The following is a 22,714-nucleotide window of genomic DNA, read 5'->3' on the forward strand; positions in this document are numbered from 1 at the left end:
GTAGGAGATGCAATTCCCATGACAGACGCACTGAAGCGCCTTTCCGACGAGGGCGTGGCGATCTGGCTGGACGACCTGTCCCGCAAGCGGATCACGTCCGGCAACCTGGCCGAGCTCATCGACCAGCAGCACGTGGTGGGTGTCACCACCAACCCGGCGATCTTCCAGAAGGCGATCAGCGGCGGCGAGGGGTACGGGCAGCAGCTCGCCGACCTGGCCGCACGCAAGGTCACCGTCGAAGAGGCCATCCGCATGATCACCACGGCGGACGTCCGCGACGCCGCCGACATCCTGCGCCCGGTCTACGACTCGACGGAGGGCCAGGACGGCCGCGTGTCGATCGAGGTCGACCCGCGCCTGGCCCACAACACCACGGCGACCATCGCCGAGGCCAAGCAGCTCGCGTGGCTGGTGGACCGTCCGAACACGCTCATCAAGATCCCGGCGACCAAGGCCGGCCTGCCGGCGATCACCGAGGTCATCGGCAAGGGCATCAGCGTCAACGTCACGCTGATCTTCTCGCTGGAGCGCTACCGCGAGGTCATGGACGCGTACCTGGCGGGCCTGGAGAAGGCGAAGGCCTCGGGCCTGGACCTCTCCAAGATCCACTCGGTCGCCTCCTTCTTCGTGTCCCGCGTGGACTCCGAGATCGACAAGCGCCTGGACTCCGTCGGCACCGACGAGGCCAAGGCCCTCAAGGGCAAGGCGGCGCTCGCGAACGCCCGTCTGGCCTACGAGGCCTTCGAGGAAGTGTTCTCCACCGAGCGCTGGGCCGCCCTGGACAAGGCGCACGCCAACAAGCAGCGTCCGCTCTGGGCCTCGACCGGCGTCAAGGACCCGGCGTACAAGGACACCCTGTACGTGGTGGACCTGGTCGCCCCCGGCACCGTGAACACCATGCCCGAGGGCACCCTCGAGGCCACCGCCGATCACGGCGAGGTCGCGGGCGACACCATCCGCGGTACGTACGACCAGTCCCGCGCCGAGCTCGCCGCGGTCGCGAAGCTGGGCATTTCGTACGACGATGTGGTGCAGCTGCTCGAAGAAGAGGGCGTCGAGAAGTTCGCGGTGTCCTGGAACGACCTGCTGAAGTCGACCGAGGCGGAACTTGAGCGCCTCGCCCCCACGGAGGCCTGAACACTTTGTCTGTAAACGGAGCGAACCCGCTTCGTGACGCACAGGACCGGCGGCTCCCGCGCATCGCGGGGCCGTCCGGCCTGGTCATTTTCGGCGTTACGGGTGACCTGTCGCGCAAGAAGCTGATGCCTGCCGTCTACGACCTCGCCAACCGCGGCCTGCTCCCGCCGGGCTTCTCCCTGATCGGCTTCGCCCGCCGCGAGTGGCAGGACGAGGACTTCGCGCAGGAGGTGCACGACGCGGTCAAGCAGCACTCCCGCACCCCTTTCCGCGAAGAGGTCTGGCAGCAGCTGGTCCAGGGCTGCCGCTTCGTCCAGGGCGACTTCGACGACGACCAGGCGTTCGAGACGCTGAAGTCGACGATCGAGGAGCTGGACAAGGCGCAGGGCACCGGCGGCAACTTCGCCTTCTACCTGTCCGTCCCGCCGAAGTTCTTCCCCAAGGTCGTCGCCCAGCTCAAGAAACACGGACTGGCGGACCAGAAGGAGGGCTCCTGGCGGCGCGCGGTCATCGAGAAGCCGTTCGGGCACGACCTGGCCAGTGCGCAGGAGCTCAACCAGCTCGTGCACGACGTCTTCCCGCCCAACGAGGTCTTCCGGATCGACCACTACCTGGGCAAGGAGACCGTCCAGAACATCCTGGCGCTCCGCTTCGCCAACACGATGTTCGAGCCGATCTGGAACCGGTCGTACGTGGACCACGTGCAGATCACCATGGCCGAGGACATCGGCATCGGCGGCCGGGCCGGCTACTACGACGGCATCGGCGCGGCCCGCGACGTCATCCAGAACCACCTGCTCCAGCTGCTGGCGCTGACCGCGATGGAGGAGCCCGGCTCCTTCCACCCCAAGGCGCTGGTGGCCGAGAAGCTCAAGGTGCTCACCGCCGTGGAGCTGCCCGAGGACCTGGGCAAGCACACCGTGCGCGGCCAGTACTCGGCGGCGTGGCAGGGCGGCGAGAAGGTCGTCGGGTACCTCGAAGAGGACGGCATCGACCCCAAGTCGAAGACCGACACCTACGCGGCCATCCGCCTGGAGATCAACAACCGCCGCTGGGCGGGCGTCCCGTTCTACCTGCGGACGGGCAAGCGCCTGGGCCGCCGGGTGACCGAGATCGCGGTCGTCTTCAAGCGGGCCCCGTACCTGCCGTTCGAGTCGGGCGCGACCGAGGAGCTGGGGCAGAACGCCCTGGTCATCCGGGTCCAGCCGGACGAGGGCGTGACGGTGCGCTTCGGCTCCAAGGTTCCGGGCACCTCCATGGAGGTCCGGGACGTGACGATGGACTTCGCCTACGGCGAGTCCTTCACGGAGTCGAGCCCCGAGGCCTACGAGCGGCTGATCCTCGACGTGCTCCTCGGCGACGCGAACCTGTTCCCGCGCCACCAGGAGGTCGAGCTGTCCTGGAACATCCTCGACCCGATCGAGAAGTACTGGGACACGCACGGCAGGCCCGCCCAGTACCCGTCGGGCACCTGGGGACCGGTCGAGGCGGACGAGATGCTCGCACGAGACGGACGGAGCTGGCGCCGGCCATGAAGATCGACCTCACGGAGACCAACTCCAGCAAGATCAACGCCTCGTTGGTGAAGGCGCGCCGGGACATCGGCACGCCTGCCATCGGGATGGTGCTCACGCTGGTGATCGTGACCGACGAGGAGAACGCGTACGACGCGCTCAAGTCGGCGAACGACGCGTCCCGCGAACACCCCTCGCGGATCGTCGTCGTCATCAAGCGGGTCAGCCGCTCGCCGCGCAGCCGACGCGACGCCCGTCTCGACGCGGAAGTCCGCGTCGGGACGGACTCCGGCACCGGCGAAACGGTTGTCCTGCGCCTCCACGGCGAACTGGTCGACCACGCCCAGTCGGTGGTTCTCCCGCTCCTCCTCCCGGACGCGCCCGTCGTCGTCTGGTGGCCGGAGGGTGCTCCCCAGGACCTGGCGGGCGACCCCCTGGGGTCGCTCGGCCAGCGCCGGATCACGGACACCTACTCCTGCGAGGATCCGATCGAGGCGCTCGGCAGCCGGGCGACGGCGTACGCGCCCGGGGACACGGACCTGTCCTGGACCCGGATCACCCCGTGGCGCTCCATGCTGGCGGCGGCGCTCGACCAGCAGGTCCACTCCGTGTCCTCGGCGACCGTCGAGGGCGAGGACGACAACCCGAGCTGCGAGCTGCTGGCGATGTGGCTCGCGGACCGGCTCCAGGTCCCCGTGAAGCGCACCTCCTCGGCGGGCCCCGGGCTCACCGCGGTGCGTCTGGCGACCCAGGGCGGCGAGATCGTCCTGGACCGGGCGGACGGGGCACTGGCCACGCTGTGCATGCCGGGGCAGCCCGACCGTGCGGTGGCGCTGAAGCGCCGCGACACGTCCGAGCTCCTGGCGGAGGAACTCCGCCGCCTGGACCCGGACAACACCTACGAGGCCTCGCTGAAGTTCGGCGTGGCCCGCCTGGCCTCCGCGGTGGAGCCTGCCGCGAAGCCGGCTCCCGCCAAGGCGGAGGCCCCAGCCCCGTCGGACACCCCGGCGAAGCCCGCTCCGGCGAAGCCGGCCAAGAAGGCCGCGGCCAAGTAGTACGAACGGCGCCGCTGCGCGGAGCCGTCCCCTACCCGCCCTTCCACCGTTCCCCGGGGCTCCGCCCCCGGACCCCGGTCCTCAAACGCCGGACGGGCTGAGAATGCCGCTGCGCGGCATCATCCAGCCTCGCCGGCGTTTGAGGCGCGGGGGTCCGGGGCGGAGCCCCCGGTTTCGGGAAGAGGCGGGGTGGGGAAGGCCCCGCGCAGCGGCTCCGCACCCGCACCCAGAACCGAACGACAAGGCGGCAGCAATGGGTATGACGACTCCCCAGGTCGTCGTCCACCGGGACAAGGAGCTGATGGCCCAGGCCGCGGCCGCCCGGCTGATCACGAAGATCGTGGACGCACAGGCGGCCCGAGGCACCGCGTCGGTGGTCCTCACCGGCGGCCGCAACGGCAACGGCCTGCTCGCCGCACTGGCCGCGGCCCCGGCCCGGGACGCCATCGACTGGTCGCGGATCGATCTGTGGTGGGGCGACGAGCGCTACGTGCCCGCCGACGACCCCGAGCGCAACCACGTACAGGCCCGTGAGGCCCTGCTGGACTCCGTTCCGGTGGATCCCGCGCGGGTCCATGCCATGCCCGCCTCCGACGGCCCGTACGGGGCCGACGTGGACGCGGCGGCCGCCTCCTACGCGGCGGAGCTCCGAGCGGCCTCCGGCCCCGAGGACCACGGCCCGGTCCCGCGCTTCGACGTCCTGATGCTGGGCGTGGGCCCGGACACGCACGTGGCCTCCCTGTTCCCCGAGCACCCCGCCTCCCGCGAGAGCGAGCGGACCGTCGTCGGCGTCCACGGCGCGCCCAAGCCGCCGCCGACCCGGGTCTCGCTCACCCTCCCGGCGATCCGGGCCGCCCGCGAGGTCTGGCTCCTGGCGGCCGGCGAGGACAAGGCCGGAGCGGTGGCGATCGCCCTCGGCGGCGCGGGCGAGGTCCAGGCTCCGGCGGCCGCCGCGTACGGCCGCTCCCGGACCCTGTGGCTCCTCGACCGCGCGGCGGCCGCGAAGCTCCCGCCGGCCATGTACCCGCCGGCATCGGCCTGACCCCGTAGAACCCGACAGGGCCCGCCCTCCCCGAGGAGAGCGGGCCCTGTCGGCCGTCGGTCGGCGAATGCCGTCAGCGGCCCCGCAGCGAGCGGTACGTGGCCACCAGCGCCCGCGTGGACGCGTCCAGGCCCGGCACCTCCGCGCCCTCGGTCAGCGCCGGCTCGACCCGCTTGGCCAGGACCTTCCCGAGCTCCACGCCCCACTGGTCGAAGGAGTCGATGTTCCACACCGCGCCCTGGACGAAGACCTTGTGCTCGTAGAGCGCGATCAGCTGGCCCAGTACGGCCGGGGTCAGCTCGGTCGCCAGGATCGTCGTCGTCGGGTGGTTGCCCGCGAAGGTCTTGTGCGGGACCAGCGGTTCGGCGACGCCCTCCGCCCGGACCTCGTCGGCCGTCTTGCCGAAGGCCAGGGCCTGCGTCTGCGCGAAGAAGTTCGCCATCAGCAGGTCGTGCTGGGCCGCGAGCGCGGGCGGCAGTTCACCGACCGGCCGTGCGAAGCCGATGAAGTCCGCCGGGATCACCTTGGTGCCCTGGTGGATCAACTGGTAGTAGGCGTGCTGTCCGTTGGTGCCGGGCGTGCCCCACACCACCGGTCCGGTCTGCCAGTCCACCGGGTTGCCCTCGCGGTCCACGGACTTGCCGTTGGACTCCATGTCCAGCTGCTGCAGGTAGGCGGTGAACCGGGAGAGGTAGTGGCTGTACGGGAGCACCGCGTGCGACTGGGCGTCGAAGAACGCGCCGTACCAGATCCCCAACAGGCCCAGCAGCAGCGGGGCGTTCTCCTCGGCGGGCGCCGTACGGAAGTGCTCGTCCATGGCGTGGAATCCGCCGAGCAGCTCCCGGAAGGCGTCCGGGCCGATCGCGATCATCAGGGAGAGCCCGATGGCCGAGTCGAAGGAGTAGCGTCCGCCGACCCAGTCCCAGAACTCGAACATGTTGGCCGTGTCGATGCCGAACGCGGAGACCTTCTCCTCGTTGGTGGAGAGCGCCACGAAGTGCCGCGCCACGGCGGCCTCGTCGCCGCCCACGCCCGCGAGCAGCCACTCCCGTGCCGAGGTGGCGTTGGTGATGGTCTCGATCGTCGTGAAGGTCTTCGAGGCGATGATGAACAGCGTCTCGGCCGGATCGAGGTCGCGCACGGCCTCGTGCAGGTCGGCGCCGTCCACGTTGGACACGAAACGGACCGTCAGGCCCCGGTCGGAGAAGGACCGCAGCGCCTCGTACGCCATCGCCGGACCGAGGTCGGAGCCGCCGATGCCGACGTTGACGACGTTCTTGATGGGCTTGCCGGTGAAGCCGGTCCACTGCCCCGACCGGACCCGGTCGGCGAAGGCCGCCATCTTGTCGAGGACCGCGTGGACCGCGGGGACCACGTTCTCCCCGTCCACCTCGACGACCGCGCCGGCCGGTGCGCGCAGCGCGGTGTGCAGGACCGCCCGGTCCTCGGTCGTGTTGATCTTCTCGCCGCGGAACATGGCCTCGCGCAGCTCGGCCACGCCGGTCGCCGCGGCCAGTTGGCGCAGCAGTGCCAGCGTCTCGTCGTTCACGAGGTGCTTCGAGTAGTCGATGTGCAGGTCTCCGACCCGCAGGGTGTAGCCGGCACCCCGGCCCGGATCCGCCTCGAACAGCTCCCGGAGATGCGTCTGCCCCAGCTCTTCCCGGTGCTTGCCGAGTGCGTGCCACTCAGGCGTCCGGTTAAGCCTCGTACGGCTACCTGCGTTCATCTCGGACATCAAACCCACTTCCTGTCCTGTCGTGCCCCGCCGGTTCCAACCTAAGGGATGGGAAGCGGCACAACCGACACAAAGCGGCCCGGCCCGCAGGAGTCAACACTCCTGCGGGCCGGGCCGGATGCCACCTCGGTCGTGCGGTGGGAACGCGGGTCAGATCTCGCCGCGCAGTTTGGCGAGCGCCTCGGCGAGGATCGCCTCGCCGTCGGCGTCGGTCCGCCGCTCCCGCACGTACGCCAGGTGGGTCTTGTACGGCTCGGTGCGCGGCGGCGCGGGCGGGTTGTCCCGGTCCTGGCCGGCCGGGAACCCGCAGCGCGGGCAGTCCCAGGTGTCCGGCACCTGCGCGTCGCTGGCGAAGCTCGGCTGCGTCTCGTGCCCGTTCGAGCACCAGAAGGAGATGCGCAGGCGGGGCGCGGACTCGCCGCGCTCGGCCTCACCCATCGGCCCCGCTCCGACCCGACTACCACGGATCGCGTTGCCACTTGCCACGGTCGTAACTCCCTGCGTGATGGTGCCGCGAAGCGTGAGTGGATTCCGTCGCGGGCGCCCAAGTCTACGTAAGGCGGGACGCCCGTCCAGGAGTGGAGTTACCCATTCCAGACAAGGACGCCGGACCTCATGATAGGCCGGGGGGAGCCGACCGGACTGCCGGAATGGCCAGAACGGTTCAGCTGCTCGCCTTCATGAGCAGACCGAGCGCGACGATGCAGGCGAACCAGAGCAGACCGATCACCACGGTGATGCGGTCGAGGTTGCGCTCCGCGACCGAGGAGCCGCCGACCGACGACTGCATACCGCCGCCGAACATGTCGGAAAGACCGCCGCCCTTGCCCTTGTGCATCAGCACGAGCAGCATCAGCAGGGCGCTGAAGACGACCAAGGCGATCTCGAACCCCATAATCACGGCTGATTCCTACTTTCCTGGCTTACTGGCTTTCCGGCGTTCCCGCAGTGCCGATCACGAGCACGGGGGCCGGCAGCTGGTGTTCAGCCTGCCGGCCCCCGCAAGGGTACGACGGATCCGCCCTACCGCATACTCACGATGACCGTCACTGGTCGCGGAAACGGACGATCTTGACGAACTCGTCCGCGTCCAGCGCCGCGCCGCCGATCAGGGCGCCGTCGACGTCGGGCTGGGCCATGATCGCGGCGATGTTGCCGGACTTGACCGAGCCGCCGTACTGGATGCGGACCTTGTCGGCCAGCTCCTGCGAGTACAGCTCCGCGAGGCGTCCGCGGATGGCACCGCAGACCTCCTGCGCGTCCTCGGGGGTGGCGACCTCGCCGGTCCCGATCGCCCAGACGGGCTCGTACGCGATCACGATGGACTCGACCTGCTCGGCCGGGATGTCCTTGAGGCCGCCGTCGAGCTGGTTCAGCGTGTACTGGACCTGCTGGCCGGCCTTGCGGATGTCCAGGCCCTCGCCGACGCACAGGATCGGGGTGATCCCGTGCTTGTAGGCGGCCTTGACCTTGGCGTTGCAGATCTCGTCGCTCTCGCCGTGGTACTGGCGGCGCTCGCTGTGGCCGACGGCCACGAAGGTGCACTTCAGCTTCGAGAGCATCGGGCCGGAGATCTCGCCAGTGTAGGCGCCCGAGTCGTGGGCCGAGATGTCCTGGGCGCCGTACTTGATCTTCAGCTTGTCGCCGTCGACCAGGGTCTGGACCGAACGGAGGTCGACGAAGGGCGGCAGGACCGCGACCTCGACGAAGTCGTAGTCCTTGTCGGCCAGGGCGAAGGCGAGCTTCTGGACGTGGGCGATGGCCTCGAGGTGGTTGAGGTTCATCTTCCAGTTGCCCGCCATCAGCGGGGTACGGCCGGCGGTGTTCTCAGTCATCAGGGTTCAGACCTCCAGTGCGGCGAGGCCGGGGAGCGTCTTGCCCTCGAGGTACTCGAGGGAGGCGCCGCCACCGGTCGAAATGTGGCCGAAAGCGTTCTCGTCGAAGCCGAGCGTGCGCACGGCGGCGGCCGAGTCGCCACCGCCGACGACGGTGAAGGCGCTGCTGTCGACGAGGGCCTGCGCGATGGCGCTGGTGCCGCCGGCGTAGTCGGGGTGCTCGAAGACGCCCACGGGGCCGTTCCAGAAGACGGTCTCGGCGTCGGCGATCTTCGAGGCGTACAGCTCGCGGGTCTTGGGACCGATGTCCAGACCCTCCTGGTCGGCGGGGATCTTGTCCGCGTCGACGGTGATGAAGTCGGCCGGGGCCTTGGTCTTCAGGTCCGGGAAGTCCTTGGAGGCGAGGATGTCGACCGGGAGGACCAGCTCGACACCGTTCTTCTCGGCGCGCTCCATGTACTCCTTGACGACGTCCACCTGGTCCTTCTGGAGCAGGGAGATGCCGACCTCGTAGCCCTTGGCGTAGAGGAAGGTGTACGCCATGCCACCGCCGATGAGGAGGCGGTCGGCCTTGCCGAGCAGCTCGTCGATGACGGCGAGCTTGTCGGAGACCTTGGCGCCGCCGAGGATGACCACGTAGGGGCGCTTGACCTCGGCGGTCAGCTTCTTCAGGACGCCGACCTCGGTGGCGATGAGGTAGCCGGCCGCGTGCGGGAGGCGCGCGGGGAGGTCGAAGACCGAGGCGTGCTTGCGGTGGACAGCGCCGAAGCCGTCGCCGACGTAGATGTCGGCCAGCTCGGCGAGCTGGTCCGCGAAGGCGCCGCGCTCGGCGTCGTCCTTGGCGGTCTCACCGGCGTTGAAGCGCAGGTTCTCGATGACGGCGACCTGGCCGTCGGCGAGGGCCGCGACGGTCTCCTTGGCGGAGGCGCCGACGGTGTCGGTGGCGAACGCGACGTCCGTGCCGAGCAGCTCGCCGAGGCGGGCGGCGGCGGGCGCCAGCGAGCAGGCCGGGTCCGGGGCGCCCTTGGGGCGGCCCAGGTGCGAGGCCACGATCACGCGGGCGCCGGCCTCGGCGAGCTTCGCGATGGTGGGCTGCACGGCGCGGATGCGGCCGTCATCGGTGATCTCGCCGTTCGAGAGCGGCACGTTGAGGTCGGCGCGTACGAAGACACGCTTGCCGGACACGCCTTCGGCGAGAAGTTCGTCGATCGTCTTCATGCTGTTTTCTACTCCTTTTCCCAGCCCAGGACTTTACCCGTGCGGGACGAGAGGGGTACGAGACAAGCAACAGGGCCCGTACAGCGCTTCATCGCGCTGCCCGAGCCCCGGTGCTCACATCGTGGTGCCTGCCTTGGTGCTTAGAGCTGACCGCCGACGAACACGGTCAGGTCGACGAGGCGGTTGGAGTAGCCCCACTCGTTGTCGTACCAGCCGATGACCTTGACGCTCTTGCCCTGGACCATGGTCAGGGAGGAGTCGAAGGTGCAGGAGTACGGCCAGTTCACGATGTCGGAAGAGACGATCGCGTCCTCGGTGTAGTCGAGGATGCCCTTCAGCTGGCCCTGAGAGGCCTTCTGGAAGGCCGAGTTGACCTCGTCCTTGGTGACTTCGCGCTCGAGCTCGATGACGAGGTCGGTCACGGAACCGGTGGGGACCGGGACGCGCATCGCGATGCCGTCGAGCTTGCCCGCCAGCTCCGGGATGACCAGCGCGGTGGCCTTGGCGGCACCGGTGGTGGTCGGGATGATGTTCTCGGCGGCCGCGCGCGCCCGGCGCAGGTCCGAGTGCGGGAAGTCCAGGATGCGCTGGTCGTTCGTGTACGCGTGGACCGTCGTCATCATGCCCTTGACGATGCCGAAGTTCTCCAGGAGGACCTTGGCCATCGGCGCCACGCAGTTGGTGGTGCAGGAGGCGTTGGAGATGACGTGGTGGTTGGCCGCGTCGTACTTCTCCTGGTTGACGCCCATCACGATCGTGATGTCCTCGTCCTTGGCCGGAGCCGAGATGAGGACCTTCTTCGCGCCGGCCGCGATGTGCTTGGCGGCGTCGGCCTTCTTGGTGAAGATGCCGGTCGACTCAATGACGATATCGGCGCCCAGCTCGCCCCAGGGGAGGTTCGCGGGGTCGCGCTCGGCGAAGGTCTTGAAGGTGTTGCCACCGACCGTGATGGTGTCGGCCGTGTGGCTGACCTCGGCCTCGAGACGGCCAAGGATCGTGTCGTACTTGAGGAGGTGAACCAGGGTTGCGTTGTCAGTCAGGTCGTTGACACCGACGATCTCGATGTCCGCTCCCTGCTTCAGAAGCGCCCGGAAGTAGTTGCGGCCAATTCGACCAAAACCATTGATGCCTACGCGGATCGTCACGAACCGATCTCCTCGTTGGTGCGCCGGCCTGTCCGCCAGCGAGCTGTATGGGATGTCCCCGACCGCTTACGACACTACCTCTCCGTGAGCTTCGGAGTGACATCGACCATCCTGTGACACGCCCCGAAGCCCCGCACTCCAGGACGAGTACGGGACCTCGGGGACTTTGTGCCCGGTCACTCACGGTGAGCGCGATCAGGGCCTCTGATCAGTGGTTCAGCGACCACAGGGCCTTACCGACCAGTACGGCGCGATCGGCCGCGGCCGGCACGTGTTCCAGGCCGAAGCCCAGGAGCACGGTGTCACGCGTAGTGACTGCGGCGTAGGACTTGAACAGCTCGCCCGAGCGGGACCAATCGCCCGGAACATCAGGGCTTCCGGCAGGTGCGCCCTGGGCGGTCCAGACGCCGAGCGAGGACTCGAAGCCCTCGGCCGCCTGGTCTCCGCCGACGGTCGAGACGCGGGCCTCGTCCGCGAAGACCCCGCGGCCGCCCGAGCCCGGGTCGGTGATGTAGGCGAGGGAGACCTCGACGGTCTTGCCCGCGTAGGCGCTCAGGTCGAAGGAGACCTGCTTCCAGCCGTTGGAGGAACCGGTGAAGGAGTTCCACTGGCCGCTGGTGCCCGCGGGGGTGCAGCCGCCGGCGTCGAGGGTGAGGTAGCGGCGCAGGAACGGGTGGCCGTTGATGAAGAACCCGGCTCCGCACTCCTCCGGAACGGTGGTGCTGGTCAGACCGCCCAACTCGGGCAGCGTGGTCCAGTCGTCGCCCGCGGTACGGGATTCCAGGACCGCGTGGTCGTAGCCCTCCTCGGTGTTCCAGTTGAGCGCCATCTTGAGCTTCGGCTGGTCGGCCGCGGTGACCTGGGTGAGGTCGATGGTGCGGGTGAGGCGCTTCCAGTCGTCGTCGTCGTGCGTGGCCGAGGCCATCGAGGCGCCGGCGTACGGGGCGTACGGGTTCACCACTCCGGCGTACTGGCCCGCCTGCGCGCTCTTGAACTGCGGGAACTGCGCCGCGGGCAGGGTGTCGGAGGTGACCGTGTAGGAGCCCGGGCGGTCGAGCGGGTTGCCCGTGGCGTCACCGAGGGCGCCCTTGGCCCCGGTCAGGGAGCCCGCGCCGGTGAAGCCGGTGGGGCCGGTGACCCCCGCGCGGCCGTAGGCGCCGAGGAAGTACTGGCTGAAGTCGTTGGTCACGGCGCGGCCGACCTGGGCGTTGCCGCCCGCCAGCTCGCCGGCCTCGATCAGCTTGCCGCCCTCGTTCAGGAAGTCGCGTACCGCCAGCTGGGTGTCGCCGCCCGGAGACTTCGCCCCGGTGTAGTGGACGGCGGTGCGGAAGTGGGAGAGGGCTCCGAGGTGGTGCGGGGCGCCCTGGACGGCCACGTCCCAGACCGCCGCGCTCCTGCCGTTGGCCTTCAGCGCGTCCACGTACTCCTGCGCGTGCTGCGCGGGGGCGCCCTCCTCGGCGATCACCAGCACGTCGGCGCGGGGCCGCGAGGCCACCGTGTACGTGAAGTGCTCGCTGGAGACCTGCTTGCCGCGGTCGCGGCCGGTGAACCAGACCTCGACCTTGTCTCCGGGCTTCGCGCCCTCGACTTCGGCGCGGTACTCGTCGAACCAGTTGTTGTCGTCGCCGCCGTAGACCTCTCCGCCCTTCCAGGCCCTGAGGTCCTCGTCGTGGGTGCGGCCCCCGTTGATCCGGTAGTTGAGCTCCTTGTCCTTCAGCGCCTTGCGGGCCGTGACGGAGACCTTCTGGTCCTCGCCGCGGGCCGCGTAGGAGGTGGTGAACGGGTCCAGGGTGAAGTCCGCGGCGGTCAGGCCCAGGGAGGACTTCGGCCGGTCCGGGTGCTCGGCGCTCTCGGCCACGGAGAGCGCGAAGGGGATGTTCTTGGCGAACTCGGCCTGGATGAGCTTCTCGTCGTCCGGGAAGTTGAAGCCGGAGGCGCAGTCCTCGGGCTTCCACGCGTCGGCCGGGTCGATCGCGGAGGCCGTCTGGCAGGTGGTCATCTCCGGCGTGAACATCATGATGCCGTTGGCGTTGGCCGCCTGGCTGTCCGCTTCGCCGTTGGTGGTGTAGAGCTCCGAGGAGACCTGCGGGTAGTAGCCCGGGACGGCCGGGTTCTCGGGGGTGCCGGCGAGCGCCTTGTAGGCGATGTCGTCGGGGGTGGGGGTGGCCACCTGCCAGCCCACGCCGTAGAGGATCAGCTCGGCGGCGGAGTGGTAGTTGACGGCGTAGTCGAAGCCGATGCGCTTCTGGAACGTGTCGAGAGCCACCGTCTCGGGCTCGGAGGCGGCCTTGGCGCCGCGGTAGGTCTCGCTCGACTCGTTGGGCGAGGAGCCCTCGTTGTCGTAGCCCCACTTGTAGGCGAAGTTGCGGTTGAGGTCGACGCCGTCGCCCGCGGTGATCTTGCCGTCGGCGTTGTTGTCGCGCAGGTTCTTGCGCCACAGCCGCTGGCCGTCGGGGGCGAAGGTGTAGTCGTAGCCGTCGGGGTTGGCGGAGAGCAGGAACCACAGCTCGGTGGAGTCCACCAGCTTGGTGATCCGCGGGTCCTTGCCGTAGTTGTCGAGGGTGTGGTGCATCAGCCGCCGGGTCATCTCGGGGGTGATCCACTCACGGGCGTGCTGGTTCGACATGAAGAGCGTGGAGGGCTTGGCGCCGTCCCTGGTCTTCTTGGCGTTCTTGGTGACCTTCAGGGCGAGGATGTCCTTGCCCTGGACGGTCTTGCCGATGGAGACGACCTTGGCGAGGCCCGGGTTCTCCTGGGCGGTGCGCAGGATCTCCTCCTGGAGACCGCCCTTGCCGCTGTACGGGCGGAAGACCCCGTCGCCGGCCGCCAGCGTGCGCGCCGCGGCCTTGACCGCGACCTTGCGTTCGGCGAGCTTGATCCCCTGGGCCGACAGCGCCTTGGCCTGATCGCCGGTGAGGAAGAGCTCGACCTTGGCGGTCCCGGTCTCCGGGGCGCGTTCGGTGAGCTCGTGCGCGTCCTGTCCGGCCGCCAGGACCAGCGGGACCTGCTCCTTGGTGATGTCGGCGTCGTAGACCCGTACCTCGTCGGCGGCGGCCCGGTCCGCCGGACCGGGCTGGGCCTGGGCCGCTGCGGGTAGTGCGGCCAGTGTGGTGCCGAAGACGAATGCGCTTGCGGCGAGGATCGATCTCGCGCGGTGCCTCATGTGCCCCCCTGGGCGTCGTCTGCCACGAAAGCTTCGGACGACAGGCTCACGAACGGCCCATGCTCATGTCAATGGGGCATACCGGAAGAGGCCCGCACGAGTGATCGTGCGGGCCCCTTTCGGAGGCACGCTTCCCGCTCGGCCGTCCTGCTCGGCCGTCCCGCTCAGCCGGCCATGTTGTCGGCCAGCTCCTCGCTGTCGCTGAGGTCGAGGTTCGACTCGGTGCCCGGGATCCCGAGGTCCTGGGCCCGCTTGTCGGCCATCGCCAGCAGGCGGCGGATCCGGCCCGCGACCGCGTCCTTGGTCAGCGGCGGGTCGGCGAGCGCGCCCAACTCCTCCAGGGAGGCCTGCTTGTGCTCCATGCGCAGCCGGCCGGCGGCGGCGAGGTGCTCGGGGACCTCCTCGGCGAGGATCTCCAGGGCCCGCTGGACGCGTGCTCCGGCGGCCACCGCGGCCCGCGCCGAGCGGCGCAGGTTGGCGTCGTCGAAGTTGGCCAGGCGGTTGGCGGTGGCGCGCACCTCGCGCCGCATCCGCCGCTCCTCCCAGGCCAGCACGGAGTCGTGGGCGCCGAGCCGGGTCAGCAGGGCGCCGATGGCGTCCCCGTCCCGTACGACGACCCGGTCCACGCCGCGGACCTCGCGGGCCTTCGCGGCGATGGAGAGCCGGCGGGCGGCGCCTACCAGGGCCAGGGCGGCCTCGGGACCGGGGCAGGTGACCTCCAGGGAGGAGGAGCGTCCCGGCTCGGTCAGCGAGCCGTGGGCCAGGAAGGCCCCGCGCCAGGCCGCCTCGGCGTCACAGGTGGCCCCGGAGACCACCTGCGGCGGGAGACCCCGGATCGGACGGCCGCGGCCGTCCACGAGGCCGGTCTGGCGGGCGAGCTGGTCGCCGCCGGCGACCACGCGGACCACGTACCGGTTGCCCCGGCGCAAGCCGCCCGGAGCCATGATCACGAGATCCGAGGAGTGCCCGAAGATCTCCAGAATGTCCTTGCGCAGGCGGCGGGCCGCGATCCCCGCGTCCAGTTCCGCCTCGATGACGATCCGGCCGCTCACCAGGTGCAACCCGCCCGCGAACCGAAGGATCGCCGAGACCTCCGCCTTCCTGCAGCAGGTGCGGGTGACAGGCAGGCGGGCGATCTCATCCTTCACCGCGGGCGTCATCGCCATGGGCCGATCCTTCCATGCATCCGAAAAATACGGTCGTACGCGGCGGCCAGCAGCTCCGGATCGTGCTTCGGAGAGCCGTCCAGCCGGGCAACCGGCGCCAGCTCGACCGCGGCGCCGAACCGTTTTGCGGCATCGGCGAGGGACTCGCGATCGGGCACGGCGGCCTGATCGGCCAGCACCACGTCCAGGGCGAGTTTAGGGGCGTGTCGGGCCAAAACCTCCAAATGACGCTGCGGAGAGAAGCCCTCTGTTTCGCCGGGTTGTGGCGCGAGGTTCAGCGAGAGCACCCTGCGGGCCTTGGTCTCGACCAGCGCGTCGAGCAGTTCGGGCACCAGCAGGTGCGGGATCACCGAGGAGAACCAGGACCCCGGACCGAGCACGACCCAGTCCGCGTCGAGCACCGCGGCGACCGCTTCGGGCACCGCCGGCGGGTCGCTCGGCACCACCTGTACGGAGAGCACCTCGCCGGGGGTCAGCGCCACGGTGGCCTGCCCCCGTACGGTGTCCACGTCCTCGGGGCGGGCCGGATCGTGACCCTTGACCAGGGCCTGCAGCTCCAGCGGGACCGCCGACATCGGCAGCACCCGGCCCTGGGCGCCGAGCAGCTTGCCGACGAGGTCCAGGGCCTGGACGGGGTCGCCGAGCTGTTCCCACAGGGCGACGATCAGCAGATTGCCGACCGCGTGCTCGTGCAGGTCGCCCTGGGACTGGAAACGGTGCTGGATGACCCGGGCCCAGGTCTGGCCCCAGTCGTCGTCGCCGCACAGCGCGGCCAGCGCCTTGCGCAGGTCCCCGGGCGGCAGGACGCCGAGCTCCTCGCGCAGCCTGCCGCTGGAGCCGCCGTCGTCGGCGACGGTGACCACGGCGGTCAGCTCGCCCGTGATCCGGCGCAGGGCGGTCAGCGAGGCCGAGAGGCCCATGCCGCCGCCCAGCGCCACGACCTTGGGCGCGGCCACCTCGGAGACCTCGCCCCGGCGCAGACCCGTACGGCCCGCGCCGTCCTCGCCCTTGCCGGTGGTGAGGCGGCGCAGGCGGCGGAGCCGCATGGTACGTCCGGTCACTCGCGCCCCATGTCCCTGTGGACGACGACGGTCTCGACTCCTTCGGAGGCGAGGCGGGCGGCGAGCTTCTCCGACATGGCGACGCTGCGGTGCTTGCCGCCGGTGCAGCCGACCGCGATGGTCACGTACCGCTTGCCCTCGCGGCGGTAGCCGGTGGCGATGAGCTGGAGCAGCTCGGTGTAGCGGTCGAGGAACTCCTTGGCGCCGGGCTGGCTGAAGACGTAGCCCGACACCTCCTCGTTCAGGCCGGTGAAGGGCCGCAGCTCCGGGACCCAGTGCGGGTTGGGGATGAAGCGGCAGTCGACGACGAGGTCGGCGTCGACGGGCAGGCCGTACTTGTAGCCGAAGGACATGACGGTGGCCCGCAGCTCGGGCTCCTCGTCGCCCGCGAACTGGGCGTCCATCTTGGCGCGCAGCTCGTGCACGTTCAGGCTGGAGGTGTCGATGACGAGGTCGGCGTCGCCGCGCAGCTCGCGCAGCAGGTCGCGCTCGGCGGCGATGCCGTCGACGATGCGGCCGTCGCCCTGGAGCGGGTGCGGGCGGCGCACCGACTCGAAGCGGCGGACGAGGGCGTCGTCCGAGGACTCCAGGAAGACGATCCGCCGGGTGACCCCGCGCGTCTCCAGGTCGGCGAGGGATTCGCGCAGCGCGTCGAAGAACTGGCGGCCGCGGACGTCGACGACGACGGCGATGCGCGCCACGTTGCCCTGCGAGCGGGCGCCGAGTTCCACCATGGTGGTGATCAGCGCGGGCGGGAGGTTGTCGACGACGAACCAGCCGAGGTCCTCCAGGCACTTGGCCGCCGTACTGCGGCCGGCCCCGGACATACCGGAGATGATCACCAGCTCGGGGATGGCCGCCTCGGCGGTATCTCCGGGCTCCACTGTCGTGCCCGTACTCACCTGTGCTCCGTCTCGGTCGTACTCGGATGCGATGTCTGCGGTGCCACTTCCGGAATCCTGCTCGGATCCTCGGCCCTGGCGGGTCTCGTGCTCGGTCATTGCTCGGTCCCCCGATCGGATGCTGCTCCCGCGGACGCGGGGGTCTCATCCTCAATGATCTCCCCGGTCGCCGTATTGACGGCGGGACCGGCGGGAACCGCCTGGGCGAGGGCCACGACCACGGTCTCGGCCGTCTTGCGGCCTATGCCCGGGACCTCGCAGATCTGGTCGATTGTCGCCTGTCTCAGCTTTTTCACCGAACCGAAGTGCTTGATCAGGGCCAGCCTGCGGCTCTCTCCGAGCCCGGGGACCTCGTCGAGGGGCCCGGCCTTCAGGCGCTTGCCGCGCTTGTTGCGCTGGTACTGGATGGCGAACCGGTGGGCTTCGTCACGGACCCGCTGGAGCAGGTACAGGCCCTCGCTGCTGCGGGGCAGCACCACCGGGTCGTCCTCCCCGGGCAGCCAGACCTCCTCCAGGCGCTTGGCCAGGCCGCACACGGCGACGTCGTCGATCCCCAGCTCCTCCAGGGCCCGCTTGGCGGCGGCCACCTGGGGCTGCCCGCCGTCGACGACGACGAGCTGCGGCGGGTACGCGAAGCGCCTGGGGCGCCCGTCGTCCTCGGGCGTGTCCCGATCGACTTCGCCGCCCACGACGCCCGCGGCGGCCACGGCGTCGTCAGGGGACCACTCCCCCGTCTTCAGCTTCTCCTGGAGATAGCGGCGGAAGCGCCGGGAGACCACCTCGTGCATGGAGCGGACGTCGTCCTGCCCCTCGAAGGACTTGATCTGGAAGCGCCGGTACTCGCCCTTGCGCGCGAGTCCGTCCTCGAAGACGACCATCGAGGCCACGACGTCGTCGCCCTGCAGGTGGGAGATGTCGAAGCACTCGATGCGCAGCGGCGCGCCGTCCAGGTCCAGGGCCTCGGCGATCTCCTCCAGGGCCCGCGAGCGGGTGGTGAGGTCGGCGGCGCGCTTGGTCTTGTGCAGGGCGAGGGACTGCTGGGCGTTGCGGTGGACGGTCTCCATCAGCGCCTTCTTGTCCCCGCGCTGCGGGATGCGCAGGCTGACCTGCGAACCGCGCCGCTCGGCGAGCCACTGGCTCAGCGCCGGGGTGTCCTCGGGGAGCGCCGGGACCAGCACCTCCTTGGGGACGGCCTCGCCCTTCTCCTCCCCGTACAGCTGCTGGAGGGCGTGCTCGACGAGCCCGGCGGTGTCCACGGCCTCGACCTTGTCGGTGACCCAGCCGCGCTGGCCCCTGACCCGGCCGCCGCGGACGTGGAAGATCTGCACGGCCGCTTCGAGCTCGTCCTCGGCGACCGCGAACAGGTCGGCGTCGGTGGCGTCGGCGAGCACGACCGCGTTCTTCTCCATGGCCCGGCGCAGGGCCCCTATGTCGTCGCGCAGCCGGGCGGCCTTCTCGTACTCCATCTCCTCCGCGGCCTCGTGCATCTGCTGTTCGAGGCGGGTCAGGTAGGTGCCGGTGCGGCCGGCCATGAAGTCGCAGAAGTCCTCGGCGAGTTCGCGGTGCTCCTCGGGCGTGACCCGGCCGACGCAGGGCGCGGAGCACTTGCCGATGTAGCCGAGCAGGCAGGGGCGGCCGATCTGGGCGGACCGCTTGAACACCCCGGCGGAGCAGGTGCGGACGGGGAAGACCCGGAGCATCAGGTCGACGGTCTCGCGGATGGCCCAGGCGTGCCCGTACGGGCCGAAGTAGCGCACGCCCTTCTTCTTGGGCCCGCGCATGACCTGGACCCGCGGGTAGTCCTCGTTCATGGTGACGGCGAGGGAGGGGTAGCTCTTGTCGTCCCGGTACTTGACGTTGAACCGGGGGTCGAACTCCTTGATCCAGGAGTATTCGAGCTGGAGCGCCTCGACCTCGGTGGAGACCACGGTCCACTCCACGGAGGCGGCCGTGGTCACCATGGTGGCGGTACGCGGGTGCAGCCCGGCGAGGTCCTGGAAGTAGCTGGCCAGCCGCTGGCGCAGGCTCTTGGCCTTCCCGACGTAGATCACCCGGCGGTGCTCGTCGCGGAATTTGTAGACCCCCGGGGAGTCGGGAACCTGTCCCGGCTCGGGGCGGTAGCTGGAAGGGTCGGCCATGCCAACCACCCTACTGGCGCCCGCCGACAAGCGGGCCTCAGCCCCGCGGGGCCCGGCAGCACGGGGTCCTGGTCGCAGGGGACGGCCTCCCGGGATCCTGCCCGCGCGGGGCCATGGCCTCAAGGGGTCCTGCCCGCGCGGGGCGGGGTCCGGCCGCCCGGCTGGCGGCCGGGCGGCCGGACCCCCCGGGTGGCTACGCCCGCACCACCCGCTGCCGCCGGGCGCGCCGCGCGGCCACCGCGCCGGCCGCGCCCAGCGCCAGAGCCACGGCTCCGGCGGTCATCGGGAGCCCGGCGGAGGAGGGCCCGGGCGCTTGCGCCGCGGTGGCCGTGGCTTCCGTGGGGGCGAAGCCACCTGCCTTGCCGGACCTGCCGTAGGCGGATCCCGGCAGCTTGTCCCCGTAGGCCTTCACGACCCGCGTCCGGTAGGCGGCCAGGCTCGTGCCCTGCGCGCCGACGGCGGTGGCCGCGTCCTCGTCCAGGGGCAGCACCCGCTCGCCGCCTGCCACGTACCAGGCGTCGATCTGCGGTTCCCGGAACACGGTCCCGCCGGGGAGTTTCGCCGCGCCGAGCTGTGCGTAGCGGAACTCGTCGTCGCCGGTGGCGATGTTCACCACCTGCCAGCCCGCTTCGGTCCTCGCGGTCCACAGGGCGGCCTGCTGTCCGTCGGAGGAGACGGCCTTGCTGGCGAGGAACTCCAGCCGGGCCACGCTCGCGCCCGCCTTCCCGGCGACGAACTCCGGGGAGAGGTAGTGCACGGGAACGGTCCCGCCCTCGATGCGGGGCTGCGCGGCGGCGAGCGAGACCTTGCCCTCGCGGGCGAAGAAGCGGGACAGGGTGGCGAGGGTGTCGGGGGCCGCGGCCGTCCGCCCGGCGGCGGCGAGGTTCTCGGCGGTGGCGGCCTGGGGCTGCGGAACGGGCGCCGCGGACGCCTGGGTGGGGGCCAGGGCCAGTACGGCGGTCGCGGCGACGGCCGCGGCGGCGAGGCGGCCGTTCACGAGGCGGCCATTCATGAGGCGGAGGGACATGAGGCGGGTAGCCATGAGGTCACGCCCCGATCCGGTAGAGCGAGTGGGTCCAGGAGAAGGTGCTGTTGTCCACGTACCAGGCGTGCGAGGCCCAGTTGTAGCGGTCGCTGGAGGGCCACGGGTCTCCCCAGTACACCCAGCTGTTCGCGGTGTCGTAGCCGTAGATCACGTGCATGTGACCGCCGCCGTTGGACCACTGGATGCGGGTCTCGACCGGGCGGTTGGCATTGATCTCGGTCTGGACGGTGGAGTACTGGAGCCAGCCGTTCACGTAGGAGCCGGAGTTGATGCCGGCCCAGCGCAGGGCGGTCTGGACGTTGGCCAGGTTGGCCTGGTTGTTGGGGCAGTCGTAGCCCTGCTGGCGGTTGAAGGCGGCATTGCAGAACTGGTTCTGGCTGTAGTTGCGGCCGAACCAGGTGGCGATGGTGTTGCCGCCCGCGGCCCAGCACCAGTTGGTCTTCGCTTGCGCCTGCATGGTGATGTTCAGCCGCTTCGACGCCAGTGCCGAGGTCTCGGCGGGGGCGGCGGCAGCGGAGGAGGTGGCGGTCGTGGTGCCCGTACCGGCGGCGGCATCGGCGGCGGTGGCGGCAGCGGTGGGCAAGGCGAGCAGGACGGTGAGCAGAGCGGTGAGGAAGGCGGCCAGGGTGAGCCGCCGGGTTCTGTTGCGCATCGCGTTCCTCCCGATGTGGGGAGTGGGGGTGGAGGAGCGCGTCCGGACGCTGTGGAGGAGCATCGGGGTGTTGTCGGGAACAGGTCAACACGCTTCAATACGGCGTGACATCGCGGTGTGAACGGTGGGGCCAGAGTGTGAACGTCCGCCGTCACCCCACCTGGACCCACCGGGACCACGGGCGTCACCCGCCGGACCGCCCGCACCCCGCCGCGTGAACGTTCACAAGAGGAGCCGCCATGCGGTCGAGCGCGAACGGCACCTTCCCGGACACCGCCCCCGCCTACGGCACCCCTGCGGACGGCCCTCCTTCGGACATCCCCTCGTCGGACGGCCGGTCCTCGGACAGCTCCTCCTCGGACGGCCCTTCCTCGGACGGCCCCTCCTCGGACGGCCCGCCTTCGAGCGGTGCCCGCGCGGACGGCGCCCGGGAGCTTCCGCGCCTGCTGCGCGACGGCCCCTTCCACCTCGCGCTCCGCGCCGCCCTCGCCGCCCGCGGCCTGCCCCTGCACCGGGTGCAGCACCGGCTCACCGCCCGCGGCATCAAGCTCGGGGTGACGAGCCTCAGTTACTGGCAGCAGGGCGCCCGGCGGCCGGGCCGCCCCGAGTCGCTGAAGGCCGTACGGGCCCTGGAGCAGATCCTGGAACTGCCCGGCGGAGCCCTGCTGCGACTGCTCGCCGCACCGGAGCCCGCCGCCCCCGGGGCGGCCCGGCCGCCCGCGCGCTCGTACCGGGCGCTGCTGCGCACGGGCGCGGCGGTGGAGGAGATGCTGGCCGGCATGGAACTGCCCGCGGACGGCGGCCTGCACACCGTCGGCCACCACGAGCGGGTGTGGATCGGGCCGGCCGGGGAAATGCTCGGCCGCGCATCGCAGCACGTCGTACGGGCCCACCGGGACGGGGTCGACCGGTACATCGCGGTCCACCACGGCGACCCGGGCTGCGATCCGCAGCGGATCCGGGTACGGGCCGACGAGAACTGCCGGACCGGGCGGATCCGCCGCCACCCCGGAGCCGAGCTGGTCGTCGCCGAGCTGCTCTTCGACGCCCGGCTGCGCGCCGGGGACACCTACGTCTTCGGCTACGGCTTCGAGGACGGCACCGCGGGCCGCAGCACCGAGTACGTGCGCGGCTTCAGCTACACGGGCGGGCAGTACGTGCTCCAGGTCCGGTTCGACGAGGCGGCGCTGCCGGTGCGCTGCCGCCGCTTCACGCGCAGCGGTCCCGACGCGCCGCGCGGACGGCTCGTGGACCTGACCCCGAGCGGACCGCACCGGGCCGTGCACCTGGTGGAGCAGGCGGTGACGCGCGGGATCATGGGGATCGGGTGGGACTGGGAGTGAGCGCCGGTGCGGCGGTCCCGCCCGTCAGCCCGCGACGAGCCGGCCGCTCAGCCCGCGACGAGCTTGCCGCCCTCGACCTTCACCGGGACCTCCGGCAGCGGGTCGGTGGCCGGGCCGCGCAGCACCTTGCCCGTGGTCACGTCGAAGCGGCTGCCGTGGCAGGGGCAGTTGCCCTCACCTTCGACGATCTTGTCCAGTACGCAGCCGGCGTGGGTGCACTGCGCGCTGAAGGCCTTGTACTGGCCCGCCTCGGCGCAGCTGACCACGAGCTTCTTCTCCCGGAACAGCTTCGCGCCGCCGACCGGGACCTCGGCCGCCGCGCCCAGCTCCACGGGCTGGGCGGGGACCGCCGGGGAGCCGGAGCCGCTGTTGGTCTCGGTGGAGCAGGCGGTGAGCGCCGCGCCGCCGCCGACGGCTCCGACGATCGCGGCGGCGCCCTTGAGGACGGTACGGCGGGCGGCGGACTGCGAGGCGGACATGCGGTGCTCCTGGAGTGAGGGCGGCGTGCGGACGGGCGTGCGGATGCGGCGGGGCCGGGATCGGCACGGCCGGGCCCGGCGGGC

At 70.8% G+C, this 22,714-nt stretch carries 19 protein-coding genes; 5 read left to right on the top strand and 14 right to left on the bottom strand.

The annotated features are described in order from the left end of the window. Positions 1–18 precede the first annotated feature (18 nt). The 4 genes from tal to pgl all read left to right on the top strand — a co-directional run bounded on the left by tal (position 19) and on the right by pgl (position 4,748). Positions 19–1,137 (top strand): transaldolase, encoded by a 1,119-nt coding sequence (tal, locus tag OG435_RS12530; RefSeq protein WP_266876898.1) that lies wholly within the window; start codon positions 19–21, stop codon positions 1,135–1,137. A 5-nt stretch (positions 1,138–1,142) separates the two neighbouring features. After that, positions 1,143–2,672 (top strand): glucose-6-phosphate dehydrogenase, encoded by a 1,530-nt coding sequence (gene zwf, locus OG435_RS12535; protein ID WP_266876899.1) that lies wholly within the window; start codon positions 1,143–1,145, stop codon positions 2,670–2,672. Beyond that, positions 2,669–3,706: a glucose-6-phosphate dehydrogenase assembly protein OpcA gene (opcA, locus tag OG435_RS12540; protein WP_266876900.1), complete on the top strand. Its 1,038-nt coding sequence runs from the start codon at positions 2,669–2,671 to the stop codon at positions 3,704–3,706. Before zwf ends, opcA begins: the two co-directional genes overlap by 4 nt. 259 nt (positions 3,707–3,965) lie before the next feature. Then, positions 3,966–4,748: a 6-phosphogluconolactonase gene (gene pgl / locus OG435_RS12545; protein ID WP_266876901.1), complete on the top strand. Its 783-nt coding sequence runs from the start codon at positions 3,966–3,968 to the stop codon at positions 4,746–4,748. A 73-nt stretch (positions 4,749–4,821) separates the two neighbouring features. On the opposite strand, the gene pgi is transcribed toward pgl, so the two are convergent. The 13 genes from pgi to OG435_RS12610 all read right to left on the bottom strand — a co-directional run bounded on the left by pgi (position 4,822) and on the right by OG435_RS12610 (position 20,808). Next, positions 4,822–6,474: a glucose-6-phosphate isomerase gene (pgi, locus tag OG435_RS12550; RefSeq protein WP_266876902.1), complete on the bottom strand. Its 1,653-nt coding sequence runs from the start codon at positions 6,472–6,474 to the stop codon at positions 4,822–4,824. Positions 6,475–6,633: 159 nt separating this feature from the next. Continuing rightward, complete coding sequence (locus OG435_RS12555) at positions 6,634–6,969, bottom strand: RNA polymerase-binding protein RbpA (protein WP_007263454.1); 336 nt, start codon at positions 6,967–6,969, stop codon at positions 6,634–6,636. Positions 6,970–7,147: 178 nt separating this feature from the next. Continuing rightward, positions 7,148–7,378, bottom strand: coding sequence for a preprotein translocase subunit SecG (secG, locus tag OG435_RS12560; protein WP_266881680.1), 231 nt, complete (start codon positions 7,376–7,378; stop codon positions 7,148–7,150). A 151-nt stretch (positions 7,379–7,529) separates the two neighbouring features. Further along, complete coding sequence (tpiA, locus tag OG435_RS12565; protein WP_243338366.1) at positions 7,530–8,318, bottom strand: triose-phosphate isomerase; 789 nt, start codon at positions 8,316–8,318, stop codon at positions 7,530–7,532. A 6-nt stretch (positions 8,319–8,324) separates the two neighbouring features. Beyond that, complete coding sequence (locus tag OG435_RS12570; protein ID WP_266876903.1) at positions 8,325–9,536, bottom strand: phosphoglycerate kinase; 1,212 nt, start codon at positions 9,534–9,536, stop codon at positions 8,325–8,327. Between the two features lie 140 nt (positions 9,537–9,676). Beyond that, positions 9,677–10,681: a type I glyceraldehyde-3-phosphate dehydrogenase gene (gap, locus tag OG435_RS12575; RefSeq protein WP_266876904.1), complete on the bottom strand. Its 1,005-nt coding sequence runs from the start codon at positions 10,679–10,681 to the stop codon at positions 9,677–9,679. A 208-nt stretch (positions 10,682–10,889) separates the two neighbouring features. Next, complete coding sequence (locus OG435_RS12580; protein ID WP_266876905.1) at positions 10,890–13,844, bottom strand: M14 family metallopeptidase; 2,955 nt, start codon at positions 13,842–13,844, stop codon at positions 10,890–10,892. A 164-nt stretch (positions 13,845–14,008) separates the two neighbouring features. After that, entirely contained in the window at positions 14,009–15,010 is a 1,002-nt protein-coding gene (gene whiA / locus OG435_RS12585) for a DNA-binding protein WhiA (protein WP_112449750.1), read from the bottom strand. Further along, positions 15,001–16,071, bottom strand: coding sequence for a gluconeogenesis factor YvcK family protein (locus OG435_RS12590; RefSeq protein ID WP_266876906.1), 1,071 nt, complete (start codon positions 16,069–16,071; stop codon positions 15,001–15,003). Before OG435_RS12590 ends, whiA begins: the two co-directional genes overlap by 10 nt. Continuing rightward, positions 16,068–17,072, bottom strand: a complete 1,005-nt coding sequence (gene rapZ, locus OG435_RS12595; RefSeq protein WP_266876907.1) for an RNase adapter RapZ — start codon at positions 17,070–17,072, stop codon at positions 16,068–16,070. Before rapZ ends, OG435_RS12590 begins: the two co-directional genes overlap by 4 nt. Continuing rightward, positions 17,069–19,111 carry an excinuclease ABC subunit UvrC gene (gene uvrC, locus OG435_RS12600; protein WP_266876908.1) on the bottom strand — a complete coding sequence of 681 codons (2,043 nt, stop codon included), beginning with the start codon at positions 19,109–19,111 and terminating at the stop codon, positions 17,069–17,071. The genes rapZ and uvrC overlap by 4 nt, the downstream gene beginning before the upstream one ends. 193 nt (positions 19,112–19,304) lie before the next feature. Then, positions 19,305–20,153: a hypothetical protein gene (locus OG435_RS12605; protein WP_266876909.1), complete on the bottom strand. Its 849-nt coding sequence runs from the start codon at positions 20,151–20,153 to the stop codon at positions 19,305–19,307. 4 nt (positions 20,154–20,157) lie between these two features. Then, complete coding sequence (locus tag OG435_RS12610) at positions 20,158–20,808, bottom strand: papain-like cysteine protease family protein (RefSeq protein ID WP_266876910.1); 651 nt, start codon at positions 20,806–20,808, stop codon at positions 20,158–20,160. A gap of 239 nt (positions 20,809–21,047) precedes the next feature. Between OG435_RS12610 and OG435_RS12615 the strand changes: the two genes are divergently transcribed. Then, positions 21,048–22,151, top strand: a complete 1,104-nt coding sequence (locus OG435_RS12615) for a hypothetical protein (RefSeq protein ID WP_266876911.1) — start codon at positions 21,048–21,050, stop codon at positions 22,149–22,151. Between the two features lie 47 nt (positions 22,152–22,198). On the opposite strand, the gene OG435_RS12620 is transcribed toward OG435_RS12615, so the two are convergent. After that, on the bottom strand, positions 22,199–22,630 hold the full coding sequence (locus OG435_RS12620; RefSeq protein ID WP_266876912.1) for a Rieske (2Fe-2S) protein: 432 nt from the start codon (positions 22,628–22,630) through the stop codon (positions 22,199–22,201). Between the last annotated feature and the right edge of the window lie 84 nt (positions 22,631–22,714).

It is taken from the genome of Streptomyces sp. NBC_01264 (assembly GCF_026340675.1).
Lineage (GTDB): Bacteria > Actinomycetota > Actinomycetes > Streptomycetales > Streptomycetaceae > Streptomyces.

Excerpts from the sequence above, each read along its gene's own strand:
- tal (WP_266876898.1), top strand. The coding sequence starts at position 19 with ATGACAGACGCACTGAAGCGCCTTTCCGACGAGGGCGTGGCGATCTGG.
- opcA (WP_266876900.1), top strand. The coding sequence starts at position 2,669 with ATGAAGATCGACCTCACGGAGACCAACTCCAGCAAGATCAACGCCTCG.
- pgl (WP_266876901.1), top strand. The coding sequence starts at position 3,966 with ATGACGACTCCCCAGGTCGTCGTCCACCGGGACAAGGAGCTGATGGCC.
- pgi (WP_266876902.1), bottom strand. The coding sequence starts at position 6,474 with ATGAACGCAGGTAGCCGTACGAGGCTTAACCGGACGCCTGAGTGGCAC.
- secG (WP_266881680.1), bottom strand. The coding sequence starts at position 7,378 with ATGGGGTTCGAGATCGCCTTGGTCGTCTTCAGCGCCCTGCTGATGCTG.
- tpiA (WP_243338366.1), bottom strand. The coding sequence starts at position 8,318 with ATGACTGAGAACACCGCCGGCCGTACCCCGCTGATGGCGGGCAACTGG.
- OG435_RS12570 (WP_266876903.1), bottom strand. The coding sequence starts at position 9,536 with ATGAAGACGATCGACGAACTTCTCGCCGAAGGCGTGTCCGGCAAGCGT.
- OG435_RS12580 (WP_266876905.1), bottom strand. The coding sequence starts at position 13,844 with ATGAGGCACCGCGCGAGATCGATCCTCGCCGCAAGCGCATTCGTCTTC.
- whiA (WP_112449750.1), bottom strand. The coding sequence starts at position 15,010 with ATGGCGATGACGCCCGCGGTGAAGGATGAGATCGCCCGCCTGCCTGTC.
- rapZ (WP_266876907.1), bottom strand. The coding sequence starts at position 17,072 with ATGACCGAGCACGAGACCCGCCAGGGCCGAGGATCCGAGCAGGATTCC.
- uvrC (WP_266876908.1), bottom strand. The coding sequence starts at position 19,111 with ATGGCCGACCCTTCCAGCTACCGCCCCGAGCCGGGACAGGTTCCCGAC.
- OG435_RS12605 (WP_266876909.1), bottom strand. The coding sequence starts at position 20,153 with ATGGCTACCCGCCTCATGTCCCTCCGCCTCATGAATGGCCGCCTCGTG.
- OG435_RS12610 (WP_266876910.1), bottom strand. The coding sequence starts at position 20,808 with ATGCGCAACAGAACCCGGCGGCTCACCCTGGCCGCCTTCCTCACCGCT.
- OG435_RS12615 (WP_266876911.1), top strand. The coding sequence starts at position 21,048 with ATGCGGTCGAGCGCGAACGGCACCTTCCCGGACACCGCCCCCGCCTAC.
- OG435_RS12620 (WP_266876912.1), bottom strand. The coding sequence starts at position 22,630 with ATGTCCGCCTCGCAGTCCGCCGCCCGCCGTACCGTCCTCAAGGGCGCC.